A 19506-nucleotide genomic window follows, 5' to 3' on the forward strand; every position below is an offset into this window, starting at 1 on the left:
TATTTTCTTGTACGGCGTTCGTATTTTGGGAAGAAAACGATGGCTGTGATCATTTACCCAAAATTGGATCCATTTTAAGATCTTCCTTTTCTTCTAATGAAAAAACAATCTGGTCATTCACAAGCTGATCTTTTACCCCACCGGTAATATTCAGAGCGGAGGAAAGAACATCGGGGTCACCAATAGCAGTGATTTCGAATGGGGCAGGATGCTGGTAGCCATCAACAGTGATGACAGGGCCTGTACACAATATATATGAATTGTGTGAAATCCGCTGCCCGTTCACAGCGATTGCTGCTGCTCCTGAAATGTACAACTCATTGATCACCTTGAAGACATGGTGCTCGTGGACAAGATAATTATTGATATTCTCCTCATCAGGATCATACTCTCCATCAGCCAGGGTTACGTTTACTCCCTTGCCTCTGACCTCTACCTTGCCAAGGAACATACGGTATTTCTCAGCGTCCTCTGCCATGTTGAAAAAAACTTGAGCTTCTTTGGAAAGGCTGGTTTCAATTTCTCTTACCTTTTCCTGCTTGGCATTCAACTCTTTCTGAAGATCGCGGTTTTTTTCTTCCTGTTCTATCAAATCGTTCCTCAAACTCAATTGCTTCTCCCATTGCCCGTCTGTCAAGCCCTGGACTTTTTCTTCCTCGTCCTGTGTGACACGAAATGAAAAAGCTATCATGAAGCCAAGTACCAGGGAAACGATTGAAAGAATTACACGGTTACTGTTCACTTTCTTTTTCAATTTCAACTTCCTCAGCTTCCTCTGCTTCATATGCTTTAAAATAAGAGCCAACCTCAAGATCGATGACACCCTTTATAGTAGGGTCAAGCTGGCTGACAATTGAAGGGTAATGTGCCATTTTTTCAGAAAAAGTCCTGAGAGTAGCATTTACCTCGAAACCGTCATTCATATACAGCTTAACAAGGTATTTATCCGTTTTAACGGGCTGTGAGTGAATTTCAGAGATTGAATTCATGACAACTTCAGGAAGTTCCACCAGTGAAGCGATCATTTCATCCAGGACCTTCCCTTCTTTGAACCCTATTAAGATTGGAGCGTTAACAGGAATTTCATCAATCTGCTTTTCTGCTAGTATATTTCCATTCTCAAGGACCGGGTAGAAATTCTTTCCCTTAGAAATGTAGGCAAGCCGGCTAAATTCTTCAAGCTCAATGGCGACTTTATTTGGAAACTTTACGTTCACAGTAGCTTGCTTGATTTCCTGGATATTCTCCAGTTTCTCTTCGACTTCGCCTTTGCTTATTTTCCACACATTTGAATCGTTGCTTAGTCCGCTCTTCTCCACGATATACTCTTTGGAAAAGGATTCATTTCCTGAAACAGTAATCACTTTCACCTTGCTTAGCGGTGACTGAAAATAAATAACACCGGCAATCAATATAAAAAACAAAGCCAGAAGCGTGATAAGCCTGCGATTAGCTTTCTTGCGCCTTTGATGTTTTAACTTTGGAATCCGATCTTCAATTGAGACGATTTTCCTCTTGTCCATTTTCAATCCCCTCTTTATCGGCTGAACCCATTTCCAATAAGATAACATCTTTTTCTTGTTCTTTCAGGTTAAAGCCATCGATATAATAATTTTAGAATCAGAAGCTATGTACCAAGCACATAAGAAAAGCGCAAGCGCCATTGTCAGCCCCTACAAGCGCTGGAGTGCCTGACAGTGAAGTCGCTCTTTGACTTCATTGGCAGAACCGAAACGTCTCGAGGAGTTAGGAGCCGCAGCCAGACAAGCGACTCGAGGGGCTAGCGCTGGAGCTAGACACTAATATAAGTCCAAGAGTTTATACTTTTTTATTCAGTAAAAAGAACAAACGACATGAGAATTTGTCATGCCGTTTGTTTTCCGGACAGCACCTAATCTAATGAATTATTATAACACAGAATTTGACAGCTTGAACCATTTTCCTGCTATTTCCGACCTATTATCTCTACCTCTGTCTCCATTTTCACACCATGTAAATCAAGGACTGTATCCTTTACATGCTGAATGAGACCAAGGACATCCTCAGCCTTTGCATTCCCTTTGTTCACAATGAAATTCGCATGAAGCTCCGAAATTTGTGCCCCTCCGATTTGATGTCCTTTCAAACCTGATTTTTCAATTAAATTTCCAGCGTAATTGGGCAGTGGATTCCTGAAGACACTGCCGCAGCTAGGAAAGTTATACGGCTGGGTTTCTTTGCGATAATCCTTGTTTTTTTGAAGCTCTGCCACAATTTCATCCTTGTTGCCTTCTTGAAGTTGGAAAATGGCTCCTACGACTACACCCGGTCGCTCTTTCTGAAGGATAGACGTCCGATAAGAGAATTTCATCTCTTTGTTAGTGAGCCACTCTAGTGAGCCATCTTCAAAGAGCACATAGGCTTTCTCGAGAATTTGTGAGATATCAGAACCATGGGCTCCAGCATTCATATAAACCGCGCCGCCAATCGACCCGGGAATTCCGCCTGCGAATTCAAGCCCTGAAAGTCCTTTGCGGCTAATGGTAATCGCAAAGTTGACCAGGGAAAGACCTCCCCCGGCTGTCACTGTAGTGCCATCGATCTCCAAATCATCCAGTCCGGAACCGAGTTTAATTACAACACCTTCAATACCTTTATCTGTTACGAGGAGATTCGACCCTCTGCCGATTACTGTCCATTCAACACCGGAATCCTTAATGACTTCAACCGCTTTTCTTAAATTTTCAATTGATGAAGGTTCAATAAGTATGTCAGCAGGTCCGCCAATTTTCATTGATGTATGGTTTGCCAGCGGTTCATTTTCCTTTACCGAACCGATGCTCAATTCCCTAAGTTTGTTAGCTAGATCCTTCATAATTACCTTCCTTTCACGATACAGCTATTTTGACCATTTTATGCAGCTGCATGCCTTTAAGCTACTTTCCTGCCAGTTCTTCCATGACCCGGTACAGTCTCTGGGCTGCATCTGGTATGCCTAGTTTTTTCGCTGATTTTTTCATTTCTGCCAGCTTTTCTTCATTGCTAAGAATGTGGTCAATACTTTCGACCAGCTTTGGACCTGTTAGGTCCTTTTCAAGCAGGAGCCGCGCTGCTCCATTTTCACTTAAAGCCCGTGCGTTTTTCTCTTGATGATTGTCGGTAACATATGGGCTTGGAATCAATATGCTCGGGATTCCCAATGAGGTTAGTTCAGCAAGGGTAGTCGCTCCTGCCCTTGCTACGGTTAAATCAACTCCAGCTAGCACCTCGGGCATATTGTGAATAAATGGTTTGATGATGACATTTTCAGGATTACCAACAAGCTCAACTTCCTTCCGGACATCTTCAAAATGAACATCACCAGTAACATACAGAACCTGATATGGTTTGCCGCTTAATTCTGCTAGGCTTTTTACGACTGCATCATTAATTGGCCTCGCACCCCTGCTTCCGCCAAAAATGAGGACAGTAGGCATTTTAAGTTTTAAACCGGCAGACAATCTGCCTTTAATCCCATCTTGCCCCAATACCTCCGATGCTCGAGGGTTACCGGTCAACACAACTTTTTGTTCAGGGAAGAATTCTCTAGCTTCTTCAAAGCAAATCGCGATTTTATCCACATAACGGCTAAGGAATTTATTCGTCAAACCTGGTACGCTGTTTTGTTCATGGACGATTGTAGGTATGCCCATTTTCGCAGCTCCATAGACCACTGGACCGCAAACGTAGCCTCCAGTACCAATTACCACATCTGGCTTGAATTCCTTGAGCATTTTTTTACTGTCCCTGACACCTTTTAGGAATCGCAAGATTGTTTTTACGTTATCAAATGAAATCTTTCGTTTGAATCCTGTGATATGTATGGATTTAAATGGAATGTTCTCCCTTGGGACAATTTTGCTTTCGAGGCCTTTTTCTGTCCCTATGTAAAGAAACTCGACTTTTTCATCCTTTTTCTTAATTTCCCTTATTAGTGCGAGCGCAGGATATATATGCCCACCTGTACCGCCGCCGCTAACTGCAATTCTCATTTTCCACACCTCAATAACTTATCTCTTTTTTAATCGTGTCCATTACGCATGCATGTAAACACCAGTTTTTTCGGGTAACGTGATGAATTTGAATGGTGAGAAGGAGTCTTTAAAAAAGGCACTCCCCGGTTTTACCCTATTCTACTATATTCTAAACTTAAGAACAGTTTTTAAAGATATTGTTATTTAAATGTAATATAGCATGAACATAGCTATTTTCCTAACATATTCATCGCGTGTCTGAATTTCCGGCTCCTTTTAAAATCATCACTCACAGAGGAAAAAGTCATCAAAAAAAAGCTGGTTTCCTAAAGCCGCAAATAAGGACTCAGTTTGAAATCCGACCAATTTAATAAAACTATCCTTAAAGGACTTTTTCAGTGGCCTCGTTTCGCAAAGACTGTCGTTAAAGTCCTAAAGCTGATTTTAACGTGATAACAAGCCAGTTTGAAGTTCGGTATTTAATGTGCAAGCTTTTTTCACATAAAAAGCTTTAATTTTTGTGAGGAAGCATAGGTCATTCAATCCTATTTTGTTGTCGAATGCAACAAAGTTTGAGAAAAGAGCTAAAACAAAAGACCCTGATGGCAGGGTCTTTTGTTTTTTAACAGGTTAATATCTCGAGTGGCGACTGATATTCAGCAGCACTCCGACGACCATCAGCATCAGTGTCAGGGATGATCCTCCGTAGCTAAGGAATGGGAGAGTGATACCAGTAACAGGCATTAGGCCGGTGACAACACCGATATTAATCATGACCTGGATGGCAATCATCGCAATAATCCCTGTGGCAAGGAAAGTTCCGAATAAATCAGGAGCCCCAAGCGCAATTCTTACTCCTCTCCAAAGCAGCAAGGAGAACAAAAGAAGAATCAATGAACCGCCAATGAATCCAAGCTCCTCAGCGAGAATTGCGAATATAAAATCTGTTTGAGGTTCAGGCAGATAAAAGAACTTTTGCCTGCTCTGTCCAAGGCCAAGACCGAACAATCCTCCAGGGCCGATTGCATACAGCGATTGGATCATTTGGAACCCGCTACCGAGGGGATCCTGCCATGGGTCCAGGAACGATGTAATTCGTTTCATCCTGTATGGCGCAGAAATAATCAGGCCGACAAAACCAGCCACCCCAAGCAGACCGAGTCCGACAAAATGGCTTATCCTGGCACCTGCAATAAAGATAATGACTACAGAAGTACCAACCATTACCGTTCCTGTTCCCAAATCAGGCTGAAGCATAGTGTAGGCCAAAAGCCAAAAACACAAGACCTAAAGAAGGGAAAAGCCCCTTTTTAAATGAAGTGATTGCTTTCTGGTTCTCAGACAAAAATTTAGCGAGAAAGGCGATCATCGCAATCTTCATGAACTCTGATGGCTGAACGGAAAAGGCACCTACACCGATCCAGCTCCTTGATCCATTCCGCACATTCCCGATTCCAGGGATCAAAACAAGGATCAACAAGACAAAACAAATAATCAAAATGACCTTGGCCCATGTTCGCCATGTCCAATAGTCAATATTCATGATGAAAAACATCGCTATGATTCCAACACCAGCAAACAGCATTTGCCTTTTCGCAAAGAAAAACGAATCATTAAACTTATAGTCCGCCCAGACAGCACTTGCGCTATAGACCATGATTAAGCCCACTGCCAAAAGCGTAAATGTAACAATCATCAGAAAAATGTCTGGGGTAGATTTTTTCGTTGGCAAAGCAATACACCTCGGCTGTATGATTTAGGGCTCATATGCCGTTTCCCATCCAGCCTGCACCTGAGAGGCCAAGCAACCTGAGTCATGTTGTTCAAGACAAGCCCTTACTTAAGCTTATGCACGGTCTCGATAAACATGTCTCCCCTTACCTCAAAAGTTTTGTACTGATCCCAGCTTGCACATGCTGGAGACAGCAGGATGACATCACCGGGCTCTGAATGTTCAAATGCCATGGGAACGGCCTTTTCCACATTATCGGCCCGCAAAATCGTTTTTATTCCTGCAATATGTCCTGCCTGTCCAACTTTTTCAGCAGTCTCTCCGAAAGTAATCAATGTCTTCACATTTTTTAATGAAGGAACAAGCTCATCAAAAGAATTTCCCCTGTCAAGACCGCCGGCCAGCAAGACGATCGGTGCGTCGAAAGCTGCCAGGGCATTTTCCGTAGCCAAAATATTTGTTGCTTTTGAGTCGTTATAAAATTTACGTTCATCGATCGTGGCCACATACTGGAGCCTGTGGCGAACACCTGCAAAGGTAGTAAGCACCATCCTGATGGCCTCTTTATTTGCACCTGACAACAGTGTCGCGGCTACTGCTGATAGTATATTCTCCAAATTATGCTTGCCCGGCAGGACGATATCCTTCGTTTCAATAATTTGCTCTCCGTTAAAACAAACCCAGCCATCCTTGACATAAGCGCCACTTTCAAGCACCTTCCTTGTTGAAAAAGGAACGATTTGGGCTTTTGAATTGCGAGCAATTTCCATGCATTCCTCCTGGTCTGCATTGACAATCAGGAAGTCTTCTTCAGTCTGGTTCTGTGTAATCCTGGCCTTAGCACCAATATATTCGTTTCTTGTGCCGTGATAATCCAGGTGTGCGTCATACAGGTTTGTAATGATGGCAATTTTAGGCTTGAACTGGTCAATCCCCATCAATTGAAACGATGACAGTTCAATAACAATCGTATTTTCAACGGTTGCTTCCTGAGCGACACCTGATGCTACTGTGCCGATATTACCTGCAATCAATGGATGCCTGTTCCCCGCCTCCAGAATTTCGAATATAAGAGTGGTCGTTGTTGTTTTTCCGTTTGTACCAGTAATACCAATCAGGGGAGCCTCAGAAATCTGATATGCGAGCTCAACCTCGGTAATTACCGGAATTTCTTTTTCAATCGCTTTTCGAATCATAGGGTTATAGTAAGGAATACCAGGATTCTTAACAACGAGTTCAAAGCCTTCGTCCATCAATTCGATGGGATGGCTTCCACACACAACCTTGATTCCATGCTCTAGCAATCCTTGCGCTTCAGGATTTTCAGAAAGAGGCTTACTATCGTTGACAGTTACAAAAGCCCCTAATTTATGTAGTAGAGCAGCCGCACTGACTCCACTCTTGGCCAGGCCAAGTACAAGTATCTTTTTATGTTGATATGTTTTGATATCTTTCATCTAGATCCACACCTCAATATAGATTCCAAGGATTGCGAAGAGAAGGCCCACAGTCCAGAAGGTGACAACAACACGCCATTCTGACCATCCAATCAATTCATAGTGGTGGTGAAGTGGACTCATCCTGAAAATTCTTTTCCCAGTAGTTTTAAATGAAATAACCTGCAGGATAACGGATAATGTTTCAATCACAAAAATCCCGCCAATGATGATGAGGATAATTTCAAGCTTCGCAAGGATCGCTACTGTTGCAATGGCACCACCAAGAGCGAGAGAACCGGTGTCTCCCATGAACACTTTAGCAGGATGTGCATTGAATACAAGGAATCCTAAAACAGCTCCAACAACAGCTACTGAAAAAATAGAAAGCTCATATTGAGATTGACTCCACGCTAGTACAGCAAATGCACCAAAAGCAATGGCAGCAGTACCGGAAACCAGCCCGTCAAGCCCGTCCGTCAAGTTGACAGCATTCGAAAAACCGACCAACCAGAAAATAATGAACAGGGCATATCCCCATCCAAGATCAAAAGAGATGTCAGTTAATGGGATGCTGATGACCGTTGATAAGTCACTTTGCTTGAATATGAAGTAAAAAATAACGGAAATAATAATTTGGCCAAGCAGTTTTTGTTTTGAAGTCAAGCCAAGGTTTCGTTTCATCACAACCTTGATGAAGTCATCCATAAAGCCAAGCAGGCCAAATCCTAAAGTGACAAATAGCAATAGGTACGTTTCCACTGAAGGCTGGGAGAACTTCCCTGTCATGACGAGGGTAGTGATTGTAATGGAGATTAAAATCATGACCCCGCCCATGGTTGGTGTACCTGTTTTTTTCTGATGCGATTTCGGTCCTTCTTCTCTGATGCTCTGGCCAAATTTAAGCCTTCTCAGAAAAGGAATAAACACTGGAGAAAGCAGTACAGTGATAAGGAAACCCATCAATATTGTGAAAAAGATAACTTGCTCCAGCATTCTATTCCTCACCTGCCTTATTACGATTGCTGCCAAAACCATTGATGTTTTCGGCCATCACAGCTATATCATATGTTTCATCAGCTTTATTAAGAAGTGCTTTGTTCAGGAAAATGAATTTGGTTCTTGCGTTGATGTCTTCGTATTGTGTTAAGTAATCATAGTATAAGTTCATAATTTTCTCTAAGCCTTTCAAATTATCTTGTGTGTAAAAAATCGGGAAGTGGTTTGGTGTGTATGCGGGAACCTGCTCACCTTCAGGCCATACAGCTGCCACAGCACCATTCGATATCGCCTCCTGTAAAGTTCCGGAATCATTCGATACCGGCACAAATAGCCCTTTAGGCTGTTGAACAACAGCCAGACTGCTTACAGTATGAAACTGGATATTCTCATCCCCTATTCCAGTTGCTCTTGAAAATAGACTTGAAACATCCTGGTATGTCAGCATATTACATCTCCTCTATCGCCTCGCGTGCCACAATTCGGTCGTCAAAGTCGAATGTCCTGTCACCTATTTGCTGGTATGTTTCATGACCCTTCCCAGCAATCAGGATCACATCCCCAGATTTCGCATTTTTTATGGCATGCTGGATAGCTTCCTTCCTGTCAATGATCGAAGTATAGACTTCGCCTTTGACTCCTTCTTCCATATCCTTAATGATTTCTGCCGGATCCTCGCTGCGGGGATTATCCGAGGTAAAAACAGCATCTGTAGAATATTCACAAGCGATTTTCGCCATAAGCGGACGTTTCGTACGATCCCGATCACCACCACAGCCAACTACACAGAAAACTCTTTTCTGTGCAAATTGCTGAATTGTTTTCAGGACGTTTTCAAGACTGTCAGGGGTATGGGCATAGTCAACGATCACAGAGAAATCCTGTCCTGCATCGACTACTTCAAACCTACCAGAAACTCCTTTAACACCTTCAACAGATTCGATGATATCCTCTAAAGGTATGCCAGAAACGAGGGCTGCCCCGATGCTCGCAAGTACATTATAAATACTGAACTTTCCAATCAGCTGGATATTAACCTTTTTCACGCCAAACGGGCTAACCAAATCAAATGAGGTTCCGCTGGCTGTCATCTCGATGTTGATTGCCTGCAAGTCGGCATGGTTGTCAATCCCATATGTTAATATATGGGCAGTTGTCAGCATAGCAAATTCATCACTTGCAGGATCGTCTGAATTCAGGACCGCAAATTTCGGTTTCTCATGGTTGAAGCCATTTCCAAGCTGTGAAAACAAAAGTCCCTTCGCTTTCCTGTATTCCTCCATTGTCTTGTGGTAGTCCAAATGGTCCTGCGTCAGGTTCGTGAAAACAGCAACATTGTAATCCGTCCCATGAACACGTCCATAAACAAGCGCATGCGAAGATACCTCCATTACCGCAGTATCAACGTTTTCGTCGACCATTCTTTTGAACGTCTTTTGCAGAGTCAGGCTCTCCGGTGTTGTATTTTTCACTTCAAAGATTTGCTCGCCAATCTTTGTGTACATCGTACCGATCAGTCCGGTTTTCTGATCTGCATCCTTGAGAATCTGTTCAATAATATGGCTGGTCGTCGTCTTTCCATTCGTACCTGTGATTCCGATCATATGAAGCTTCTGGCTAGGCTGGTCGTAAAAGGCATCCGCAAGCACTGCCATCGCCCTTACAGTGTCCTTCACGACAATGACTGGTACATTCACTGGCAATTCTCGTTCGGCGAGAACGGCTGCTGCTCCATTCTTCACGGCTGATTCAGCAAAATCGTGACCATCAACTGTATAACCTTTTATGCATATGAATAAACTTCCAGGAGTCACTCTGCGGTTATCATTTTCAATTGAAGTAATTTCGGGATTTTCTCCCTTATAATCCACGAACGGGTGCAAGTAACCGATCAATTCGTGTAATTTCATAAATATCAAATCCTCTCAAACAACATGGCGACTCTTATTTTACATGATTAGGCTGAAATTAGCCATTGTTGAGATGAAAAGAGCAAGCCCTTTTTACGTCAGTATGTTTCGGCCTGCTGCTCAACAAGTGTAATGGCCAGCAGTCTAAAGCAGGCGGCGGATGATTATCCTGCCGCCTCCTGCTCACCATGAGTTTCTGTTTTAATGATAGCTCTTAGTTAATCGTTCATATAAACTCTAATGGTTGACCCTTCCTTAATTTTTACCCCTGGTGAAGGAAGCTGTTTGACAACCTTCTCACCATCGCCTGCTATATCAAGCTTGAAGTTGATCAATTGTTGCCTTAGTTCCTGTTTGGATAAGCCAATCAGGTCAGGCACCTCCACCATAGGTGTATCGAGCCATGTCAATTCCTTTTCAATCTGATCCTTCCGCGGAGGCACTTCCATAGCGCGCAGACTGTCCTCCATTATATCGCCAACGATCGGAGCTGCTACTACGCCACCAAACTGTACTGTACCTTTCGGATTATCAACCGCAACATAAATAACGATTTGCGGGTCATCTGCAGGAGCGAAACCTATGAAGGAAACGATATGGTTATTTTCGAGGTAGCGGCCATCCTTCGCCTTCTGGGCTGTACCAGTTTTGCCGCCAACTCTGTAAGAGTCTACGTAAGCATTTTTACCTGAACCTTTAGCTACGACACTCTCAAGCGCATGCCTGATTTCTTTGGAAGTCTCTTCAGAAATCACCCTTCTTTTTGCTTGTGGAGATTTTTTCATGACAACCTCTCCAGTAACGGGATCAATCAATTCTTTAGCAATAAACGGTGTATACAGTATTCCACCATTTACAGCTGCTGAAACAGCAGCGACTTGCTGGATTGGCGTGACAGAAACACCCTGACCAAATGCAGTTGTTGCCTGCTCGACTGGACCGACTCTCTCCAGGTTGAACATAATCCCTTTTCCTTCCCCTTGAAGGTCGATTCCTGTTTTCTCGCCAAAACCGAAATCCTTCACATATTTAAACAGTTTTTCTTTACCTAGCCTATCGCCAAGCTCAACGAATCCAGGGTTGCAGGAATTCTCGACAACTTCGAGGAAGGATTGGCTTCCGTGTCCTCCTTTTTTCCAGCAGCGGATTCTCGCTCCAGCTACTTCGACAGAACCGGAGTCATGGAAGTGATCTTTTTCAAGATCGACCTTTCCTTCCTGAAGTGCAGCGGCGAGGGTAACAATTTTGAAAGTAGAACCTGGTTCATACGTGCTCCAAATCGGCAAGTTCCGGTTGTAAACTTCCGGTGCTACATTACGGAAGTTAGCCGGATCAAAGTCAGGCCTGCTTGACATTGCAAGGATTTCCCCATTATTAGGATTCATGGCGACCGCAATGATGCCATCTGGATTATATTTTGCTTGGGCAATATCAAGTTCTCGCTCGACGATGGTCTGCACCCTGCTGTCGATCGTCAGCTTCAGATCAAGCCCGTCCACCGGCGGCTCGTAGTCATCCGCCATATTGTTCATTCGCTGCTGTTTTGCGTCCGCATAAAATTGGACAGAACCTTTTTGCCCTTTTAATTCTTTATCATAGTAAAGTTCCAATCCCATCAATCCCTGGTTATCAATTCCCGCAAACCCCAAGACATGGGACAGGTAACTGCCGTATGGATAATGGCGCTTGGAATCCTCACCGATGTATACACCTTTGATATCGAGTGCCCTGATTTCCTTCGCTTTCTCGTGAGAAATCTTTCTGCCTTCTGGAATTCTCTCAATCATCGCTCTTTTTGTAATATGTTGATAGGCCTTCTCTTTTGACATATTTAAAGCCTTCGCTAATATTTCCGCTGCAGCCTCGGGATCCTCCACCTGGCGCGGCACCACGTAAACAGTCGGTGCACTAATATTCGTTGCGAGCGCCACTCCATTCCTATCCGTTATTTCCCCGCGCTGTGGCTCAAATGGGACGTTTCTGCTCCACGAATCCTTCGCCTTTCCTGTCAAAAAATCTCCTAGCATGAATTGCACATACCCAAGCCGGACATCTATGATGAAAAACACCAAAATTCCAACCACCAGAACGAGAGCCAGCCTTTTTCTGACCGTCACGTTTGATACACGCATATAATGAACGAACCTCCCTCTATAGTTGATCCAATAGTAAACTGAGAAACTCTCAGACACTCGTTCAAATATATGCTTGTACGAATTCGAATATAACAAGAAGTGGAGACAAGCTGAGGTTTGTTTAGGACGTGGAGATTCTACTGCCTTGGAAAATTTTCAGGGGAATTTTCGAACCTGAAGCTACTTTATACAAAGTGAGGAGTTCAGACTAGGATTTTGTCCGAACCTGATGCTACTTCGGACAAAACGAGGAGACCCGAACACGATTTTGTCTGAACCTGATGTGACTTCGGACAAAACAAAGAGATCCGACTGCGATTTTGTCCGAACCTGATGTGACTTCGGACAAATCGAGGAGACCCGGCCACTATTTTGTCTGAACCTGATGCGACTTCGGACAAAACGAGAAGAAGAGTACACGTTTTTGTCCGAACCTGATGCTACTTCGGACAAAATGAGGAGACCCAACCACGATTTTTGTCCGAACCTGATGCGACTTCGGACAAAACGAGGAGACCCGGCCACTATTTTGTCTGAACCTGATGCGACTTCGGACAAAACGAGAAGAAGCGTACACGTTTTTGTCCGAACCTGATGCGACTTCGGACAAAATGAGGAGACCCAACCACGATTTTGTCCGAACCTGATGCGACTTCGAACAAAACAAGGAGACCCGGCCACTATTTTGTCTGAACCTGATGCTACTTCGGACAAAACGAGAAGAACCGAACACATTTTTGTCCGAACCTAGTGCTACTTCGGACAAAATAAGAAGAACCGAACACGTTTTTGTCCGAACCTGGTGCCACTTCGGACAAAACAAGGAGACCCGGCCACGATTTTGTCTGAACCTGATGTGACTTCGGACAAAACGAGTAGAACCGAACACGTTTTTGTCCGAACCTGATGCTACTTCGGACAAAATGAGGAGACCCAACCACGATTTTTGTCCGAACCTGATGCGACTTCGGACAAAACGAGGAGACCCGGCCATGATTTTGTCGAACCTGGTGCTACTTCGGACAAAACGAGTAGAATCGAACACGATTTTGTCCGAACCTGATGCTACTTCGGACAAAACGAGGAGACCCGGCCATGATTTTGTCTGAACCTGATGTGACTTCGGACAAAACGAGGAGACCCGGCCATGATTTTGTCGAACCTGGTGCTACTTCGGACAAAACGAGTAGAATCGAACACGATTTTGTCCGAACTTTGGACTTCTGCGAATCAAAATATTAGGAGCGACAACAAAACAAAAAAAAACAGAGGCAGGGCTCACCCGCCCACTTCCTCTGTCTCTTCATTTTCTTCCTCAGTTTTTAATGAATTCTCAAATTGCTGCAGCGGGGTTTCCAGCTCGACAATCAAATTTTCACCTTCATTGATTGGCAATCCTGGCTTAAGACTTTGTTTTGTAACATAACCGCTGCCGGCTTTGTTTAACTTAATCCCTGTAATTTGCGCCAGCTTCAAGACGTCCCTGAGTGACCAGTCTGTCATGTCAGGGTATGTCATGACTCCCGATGACTTGATAAAGACTTTCTCTCCCTCGAGAGCCATTATCTCTGCCTTTGGCAACTGCTCCTCAACCTGGCTGCCATCTCCTATAATCACTGTTTCAAACCCTTTAGATTCTAGCAAACTCTTTGCTTCTCCTGAATTCATGCCAGTTACATCAGGAACCTTTATCGAATCAGCTTTTTCCATTGAAGCAGGTTTAATATTCAAATACTGAAGACTGCTCTTCATCACAGATTTAAAAATCATGGATGTAGGAATCGATCCTTTAAAATAATGGTCGATTTCCGGCTGTTGAACGGCTACATAAACGATAAGTTTAGGGTCATCTTTTGGAGCCATCCCCAGGAATGAAAACAGGTAATCGCTCGCCCCTGCTAAATAACTGCCGTTAGCTGTTAAGTTCGCAGTACCAGTTTTACCAGCAACCTCGTAACCTTCGATTGCGTATGATTTACCAGTACCATGTTCACCAGTTACAACTGTACCTAAAACATCTCTCACCTTTTTTGCTGTTTCAGCGGATATAGGCTGCCCAACAGACTTCGGCTCTTCCTGCTTGATCACTTCACCTGTGTTTGGATCGACTATCTTATCGATCACTCGCGGTTTCATCATCTTCCCATCATTTGCTACTGCTGTTGCGGCTTGGATCATCTGTATTGGCGTCACAGTAGTACCCTGTCCGTAAGATGTCGTTATTTTTTCAATCGGCCATCTATAGACAATCGTTCCGGCTGTTTCATTAGGAAGGTCGATGCCTGTGGGCTCGTCAAACCCAAAATCAGTAAGGTACTCACGGAATTTTTCTGTACCGATTTTTTCATTTACTAACTTTGCCACTGCTACGTTCGAGGAACGCTGAATTCCTTCAAGATAGGTAATTGAACCCCATCCGCTGCCGTTATGGTCGCGAATCGGCTTTGAGTTTTCAGTAACTTTATAGGAACCAGATTTATACCACTCATTAGGATTCCATTTATTCTCCTCAATTGCCGCTGCAAGCGTGAAGATTTTCATCGTCGAACCTGGCTCAATTGGTGTTTCGACCACCTCGTTATGCCAGCTGTTATCGAGCCCTTCCCTTGTCGTCGGGTGGAAGCTCGGTCGTTGAGCCATCCCGAGAATATCACCAGTCTTCGGATCAGCCACGACTGCAATGATTTTCTTTGGCTTGTATTCCTTGTCTACACGATCGACTGCATCCTCCACGAACGTCTGGATTTTTTTATCAATCGTTAAAAAAACATTGCTGCCATCTTCGGCAGGTGTGACTTTTTTCTCTCCATCAGGTAAAAGGAAGCCCCATAAATCACTTTCGAATGAAAGAGAGCCATTTTTACCAGTCAATTCCTTATTAAGTGTTTTTTCTATCCCGAGCTGTCCAGAAGTAACCGTTTTATCGTCCTCAGTTTCTTCCTTTTCCACAAATCCGACTAAGTGGGATGAGAATACACCATTCGGATAGAACCTCTTTGAATCTCGTAAAAAAGTAATCCCCGGCAGCTTCTCCTCTTCAATCTCACGTTTGGCCTGATGGGAAATGTCGCGGCCGGCTTTTCCGAATTCAACCTGCCAAGCGCCTTGTTTTGTCAGTCTTTTATATATTTCCGACTCACTCATATCAATATACTTAGCAAGCACGGCTGCTGTTTTCGCAGGATTGCTCACATGCTTTGGTTTCTTTTTATTCGTTGTCACAGATTCATTAAGGATAGCGACAAGTGTGTAGGCTGTTGTATCCTCAGCAACAACTTCGCCTTTTCGGTCAAAAATCGTTCCTCTAGTCGCCTCGATTATTTTTTCATTTGAGTACTTTTGCTGCGCCCTTGCAGCCAGGGCTTGTCCATGCACTTCCCCGGTGACCTGGATTGAAATAAACCTGAAAATCAAGATAAAAAAGAGCAGGCTGAATATTACGAATAATACCGCTGCTCCTGCATTCATATTTGGCTGTTTCTTGATCATCAGTTTTCCACACCTTTAACATTGTCTTCATTCAATGTTAAACCGAGCTTTTCTGTTACCTTCTTAATTCTTTCATAGGTACTTAATTCGCTAATCTGGATTTCAAGATCACTGTTAATCTTTTGCTGCTCCTGAATATCGCCTTCAATGATTTGGATTTCTTTGTTGACTTCGTAAATGGCTGCCTGTTTTGAAACCATGAATGTTGCGCCGAAGCAAACAATTGTCCCGAAAACAAACATCAGGATTTTTTCGCCGGGCGTTAATATCGAATTGCGTTTCGCCGGTGCTTTTGCCGGTACCTGAACAGTTTGCTGTTGCTGCTCTTGCTGCAATTTTCTAGCCAGATTGCTCATCATTTTCCCTCCTGAAAATTATATTTTATATTTTTATTTTTTTACTTTTTCAGCGATACGCAGTTTTGCGGATCTTGCCCTGTTATTGAACTCCAATTCTTCCTCTGAAGGGAGGATTGGCTTTCGTGTGACCAGCTTCAACTTCGGCTGGTATTCTTCAGGGATGATTGGCAATCCTGGAGGCAGCGGGGGTGTTTCGCTCGCTTTCTTCAAGGTAACCTTACAAATTCTGTCCTCTAATGAGTGGAAGGTGATAACACTGATCCTTCCACCTATATCAAGTAGGTCAATCGCCTGTTCGAGTGATTTTTCAAATACACCAAGTTCATCATTAACAGCGATTCTTACCGCCTGAAAAACTCTCTTTGCAGGATGACCACCTTTTCTTCTTGCAGGTGCAGGAATCGCATCCTTAATCAACTCTACAAGTTCACCAGTGGTTTCAACGTGTTTGATTTCCCTTGCTGCTTCAATCTTTCGGGCAATCTGCTTTGAAAATTTCTCTTCCCCATACTGGAAAAAGATTTTGACCAGTTTTTCATATGACCATTCATTAATGACATCGTAAGCGGACAATGGTGCGTCCTGGTCCATCCGCATATCAAGCGGAGCATCATGATGGTAGCTGAAGCCTCGTTCTGGTGTGTCCAGCTGTGGAGATGAGACTCCAAGGTCATATAGGACACCATCAACCTCCGTTACACCATGGTTTTCTAGTTCTTCCTTCAAATGGAGAAAGTTGCTTTTAATAATTGTCAGTCTGTCTCCATAAGCAGCAAGCTTTTCTTTTGCATTCGCAATCGCAATATCGTCCTGGTCAAACGCGTATAGCTTTCCATTTCCCGAAAGCTTGGACAAAATTAATTCACTGTGGCCTGCGCCACCGAGAGTGCAATCCACATATGTACCGTCAGGCTTGATACCCAGCCCGTCTACTGTTTCTTCTAGCAAAACTGTTGTATGTTTGAACATTATGATCCACCTTTCCAATCGAGGAGCAGGTAATATTATATCAGAATAATGTTACCCTTAAATATCAAATCCAATCATATTTTCCGCAATTTCAGCAAAAGATTCCTCAGATTCTGCGAAATATTCTTCCCAGATGGCTTTGCTCCAAATTTCAATTCGATTGGAAACACCTAAAATCACACATTCTTTCTCAAGCTTGGCGTACTGCATCAACGGGGAAGGGATATTTACTCTCCCCTGTTTGTCAATTTCACTCTCGGTAGCACCCGAAAAGAAAAATCGGGTAAATGCTCGTGCATCTTTTTTTTGTCAGTGGAAGTCCTTTTAGCTTATCTTCGATCACAGACCATTCAGAAACGGGGTAACCAAATAAACACTGGTCAAGTCCACGGGTAAGAATGAACATTTCTCCCAGGTTTTCTCGGACCTTGGCAGGGATGATCAATCGGCCTTTGCTATCAACATTATGATGGTATTCACCCATGAACATGCCACTACCCCCACTTTCTAAATACAATGTACCACATTCCCCCACTTTTCACCACCTTATATTAAATATTCTCCCCGCTCCCTTGAAATCCTTCCAGGAAAATTCATTTCCACTAATTTCTTTCATTTCAAAAAAGTTGCTTTTAACATATCTCGTCGTTTCTCTTCCTTTCAGGTAATGCAGAAGTGCTGCTTTTACCGTAAATCCTCTTTTCCCTGCATTTCGAGCTATGGAAAGCCACTGCTTTTACCATAAATCAGCTTCTCTCCTCTTCTCGGGCAATGCAGAGGTGTAATTTTTCCATAGAAAAAAAGCTCCATCCACTTAGGATGAAGCTTTGAATTACATTTTTATAACTTTGTGTGTTCCATCGAATTCATAATGAAGCTTTAATAATTCAGGTATTAAACTTAAACCGTACTTATTCAAATAATAGAATGGATTCCAGACTCTTTCCTGTGGTGATCCGCCTGGTCTTAGTGCATTTTCAACTCTTGTGAACTTCCTCAGGATATGGTCATGTTTACGGCAAATGGCCTCCACGATTTTATCCTCCATGAACTCAACCTGTTTTAACAGGATGGATTCGTTCTTCTGCAGCATTGGCATCAGTACTGGGTCAATTCCGTTTGATTTTTCACGAATGACCTTATATTGATCAGCCAGTGTCATTTTTACATTCTCGAAAAGTTCTTCTACTTCACGATCCTTTAATGAATCGATAAATTTGATCTCATGCCCGTTCGTGCCTGAGATCAATACCTCTTGCAAATCAAGGTTCAATTCTTTAAGGTCAGACTCAATCGACCTTTCGAGCAGGGTGATGTTAAGTCTTGGTACAAGCGGGGGCATGTTGAGACCGAAATGTTCAAAAACGAGTTTCAATTCAGCCCAATAGGCAATTTCACCAGGGCCTCCAATGAACGCCAGTGTTGGGAAAAGCAACTCCTGCATTAACGGACGAGTGACAACATTATTGCTTAGCTTCTCAGGATATTCGTTCGCAATCTCCACCAGTTCATCATATGTGAAGGTGACTTCACCATTCTTACCTGAAAATCCTCCACTTTGTGGGTCAAATTGGAGTAAAATCCGTTCATTTACTTTTTCATCGTAATAGAAAAGGTTCGCAGCATTCTCGGTAATTTCGATCATATTAGCAAATCCTGCCGAGATTGTCTGTTCTTGCTGTTCAAGTACAGCAGTGGTAATTTCACGATGGTTCTTTATTTGATTGATGAAGTATTCTTTTTCAAGCCTGCGCAGTTCTTTATTTCCTGAATCCACAATCAGCAAACCTGAGTCCTTGAAAAGCTCCATGATAATCATCGCAAAAAAATCAACAAATGATTCGGCTTTCTCCAAAGATTCTAAAGCAAATGCCAATACTTCTTTCGTGTGCTTTGTTTCTCCATAGGTTTCCATGATTTCTTCAACCCAGGAATAGCATAGGTCCCTGTTGATACAAACTTCTGAAATCATTTTTTTCTCTAGATTCCTTTCAGGATAAACCCACTTTTCCTGCTTATTGTCATTCATGACGTAGACATGGTTAACTTCCTGATAATCATGGTCTTCTCCAGCAATCCAAAATACGGGTACGACTGGAATTCCCAGCTCTGCCTCTTTTTGTTCAGCAAGCTTGATAATCGATATCACTTTATGAATAGTATATAGCGGTCCAGTCAGAATACCTGCCTGCTGTCCTCCGATGACTGCTACGCTATTTTCTTTTCTGAGCTTTTCAATATTACCATTGATTTTGTCAGACTTGGCAAAACGGGTCATGAAGAACTGAATATGGTCTGCAAGCTCATTCCTCATAAAGCTTCTATTTTTCAATTCATCAAGGCGATGAATATAACAGTTTTTGTCTGTAAAATTGTAATGAAAGAAGCTCTGCAATTCAGGGCTTCCAGCCAGGTAATCTGTCGCAAACCGGTTTGCTGCCGGAAGAGAGAGATTCAACATCTCCATTCACTTGTACTTCCTTTC

General features: G+C 43.1%; 13 protein-coding genes and 2 pseudogenes. All 15 read right to left on the reverse strand.

What is annotated here, in order from left to right:
* Positions 1 to 49: 49 nt before the first annotated feature.
* A complete protein-coding gene (locus tag LC048_RS13360; protein WP_306050506.1) occupies positions 50 to 784 on the reverse strand; it encodes a DUF881 domain-containing protein in 735 nt (244 codons plus the stop codon).
* Positions 732 to 1523 carry a cell division protein FtsQ/DivIB gene (locus tag LC048_RS13365; RefSeq protein ID WP_226600533.1) on the reverse strand — a complete coding sequence of 264 codons (792 nt, stop codon included), beginning with the start codon at positions 1521 to 1523 and terminating at the stop codon, positions 732 to 734. Before LC048_RS13365 ends, LC048_RS13360 begins: the two co-directional genes overlap by 53 nt.
* A gap of 422 nt (positions 1524 to 1945) precedes the next feature.
* A complete protein-coding gene (gene murB / locus LC048_RS13370; RefSeq protein WP_226600532.1) occupies positions 1946 to 2854 on the reverse strand; it encodes a UDP-N-acetylmuramate dehydrogenase in 909 nt (302 codons plus the stop codon).
* Positions 2855 to 2915: 61 nt separating this feature from the next.
* Entirely contained in the window at positions 2916 to 4010 is a 1095-nt protein-coding gene (gene murG, locus LC048_RS13375; protein ID WP_226600531.1) for an undecaprenyldiphospho-muramoylpentapeptide beta-N-acetylglucosaminyltransferase, read from the reverse strand.
* A gap of 612 nt (positions 4011 to 4622) precedes the next feature.
* Positions 4623 to 5724, reverse strand: a pseudogene (spoVE, locus tag LC048_RS13380) (stage V sporulation protein E).
* Positions 5725 to 5828: 104 nt separating this feature from the next.
* A complete protein-coding gene (murD, locus tag LC048_RS13385; RefSeq protein WP_226600529.1) occupies positions 5829 to 7181 on the reverse strand; it encodes a UDP-N-acetylmuramoyl-L-alanine--D-glutamate ligase in 1353 nt (450 codons plus the stop codon).
* A complete protein-coding gene (gene mraY, locus LC048_RS13390; protein ID WP_226600528.1) occupies positions 7182 to 8156 on the reverse strand; it encodes a phospho-N-acetylmuramoyl-pentapeptide-transferase in 975 nt (324 codons plus the stop codon).
* Between the two features lies 1 nt (position 8157).
* Positions 8158 to 8607 (reverse strand): hypothetical protein, encoded by a 450-nt coding sequence (locus LC048_RS13395; RefSeq protein ID WP_226600527.1) that lies wholly within the window; start codon positions 8605 to 8607, stop codon positions 8158 to 8160.
* 1 nt (position 8608) lies between these two features.
* On the reverse strand, positions 8609 to 10069 hold the full coding sequence (locus LC048_RS13400) for a UDP-N-acetylmuramoyl-L-alanyl-D-glutamate--2,6-diaminopimelate ligase (protein ID WP_226600526.1): 1461 nt from the start codon (positions 10067 to 10069) through the stop codon (positions 8609 to 8611).
* 218 nt (positions 10070 to 10287) lie between these two features.
* On the reverse strand, positions 10288 to 12201 hold the full coding sequence (locus tag LC048_RS13405) for a stage V sporulation protein D (RefSeq protein ID WP_226600525.1): 1914 nt from the start codon (positions 12199 to 12201) through the stop codon (positions 10288 to 10290).
* Between the two features lie 1281 nt (positions 12202 to 13482).
* Complete coding sequence (locus LC048_RS13410) at positions 13483 to 15693, reverse strand: penicillin-binding protein (protein ID WP_226600524.1); 2211 nt, start codon at positions 15691 to 15693, stop codon at positions 13483 to 13485.
* The gene (ftsL, locus tag LC048_RS13415) at positions 15693 to 16052 is read right to left on the reverse strand and encodes a cell division protein FtsL (RefSeq protein WP_371931901.1); all 360 of its coding nucleotides are present in this window, start codon (positions 16050 to 16052) and stop codon (positions 15693 to 15695) included. The genes LC048_RS13410 and ftsL overlap by 1 nt, the downstream gene beginning before the upstream one ends.
* A gap of 30 nt (positions 16053 to 16082) precedes the next feature.
* On the reverse strand, positions 16083 to 17021 hold the full coding sequence (rsmH, locus tag LC048_RS13420) for a 16S rRNA (cytosine(1402)-N(4))-methyltransferase RsmH (RefSeq protein ID WP_306047935.1): 939 nt from the start codon (positions 17019 to 17021) through the stop codon (positions 16083 to 16085).
* A 57-nt stretch (positions 17022 to 17078) separates the two neighbouring features.
* A pseudogene (gene mraZ, locus LC048_RS13425) lies at positions 17079 to 17511 on the reverse strand (division/cell wall cluster transcriptional repressor MraZ).
* A gap of 342 nt (positions 17512 to 17853) precedes the next feature.
* Positions 17854 to 19488 (reverse strand): bacillithiol biosynthesis cysteine-adding enzyme BshC, encoded by a 1635-nt coding sequence (bshC, locus tag LC048_RS13430; protein WP_226600521.1) that lies wholly within the window; start codon positions 19486 to 19488, stop codon positions 17854 to 17856.
* Positions 19489 to 19506 lie beyond the last annotated feature (18 nt).

Origin of the sequence: Mesobacillus subterraneus, assembly GCF_020524355.2 — a bacterium.
Classification (GTDB): Bacteria; Bacillota; Bacilli; order Bacillales; family Cytobacillaceae; genus Mesobacillus; species Mesobacillus subterraneus_C.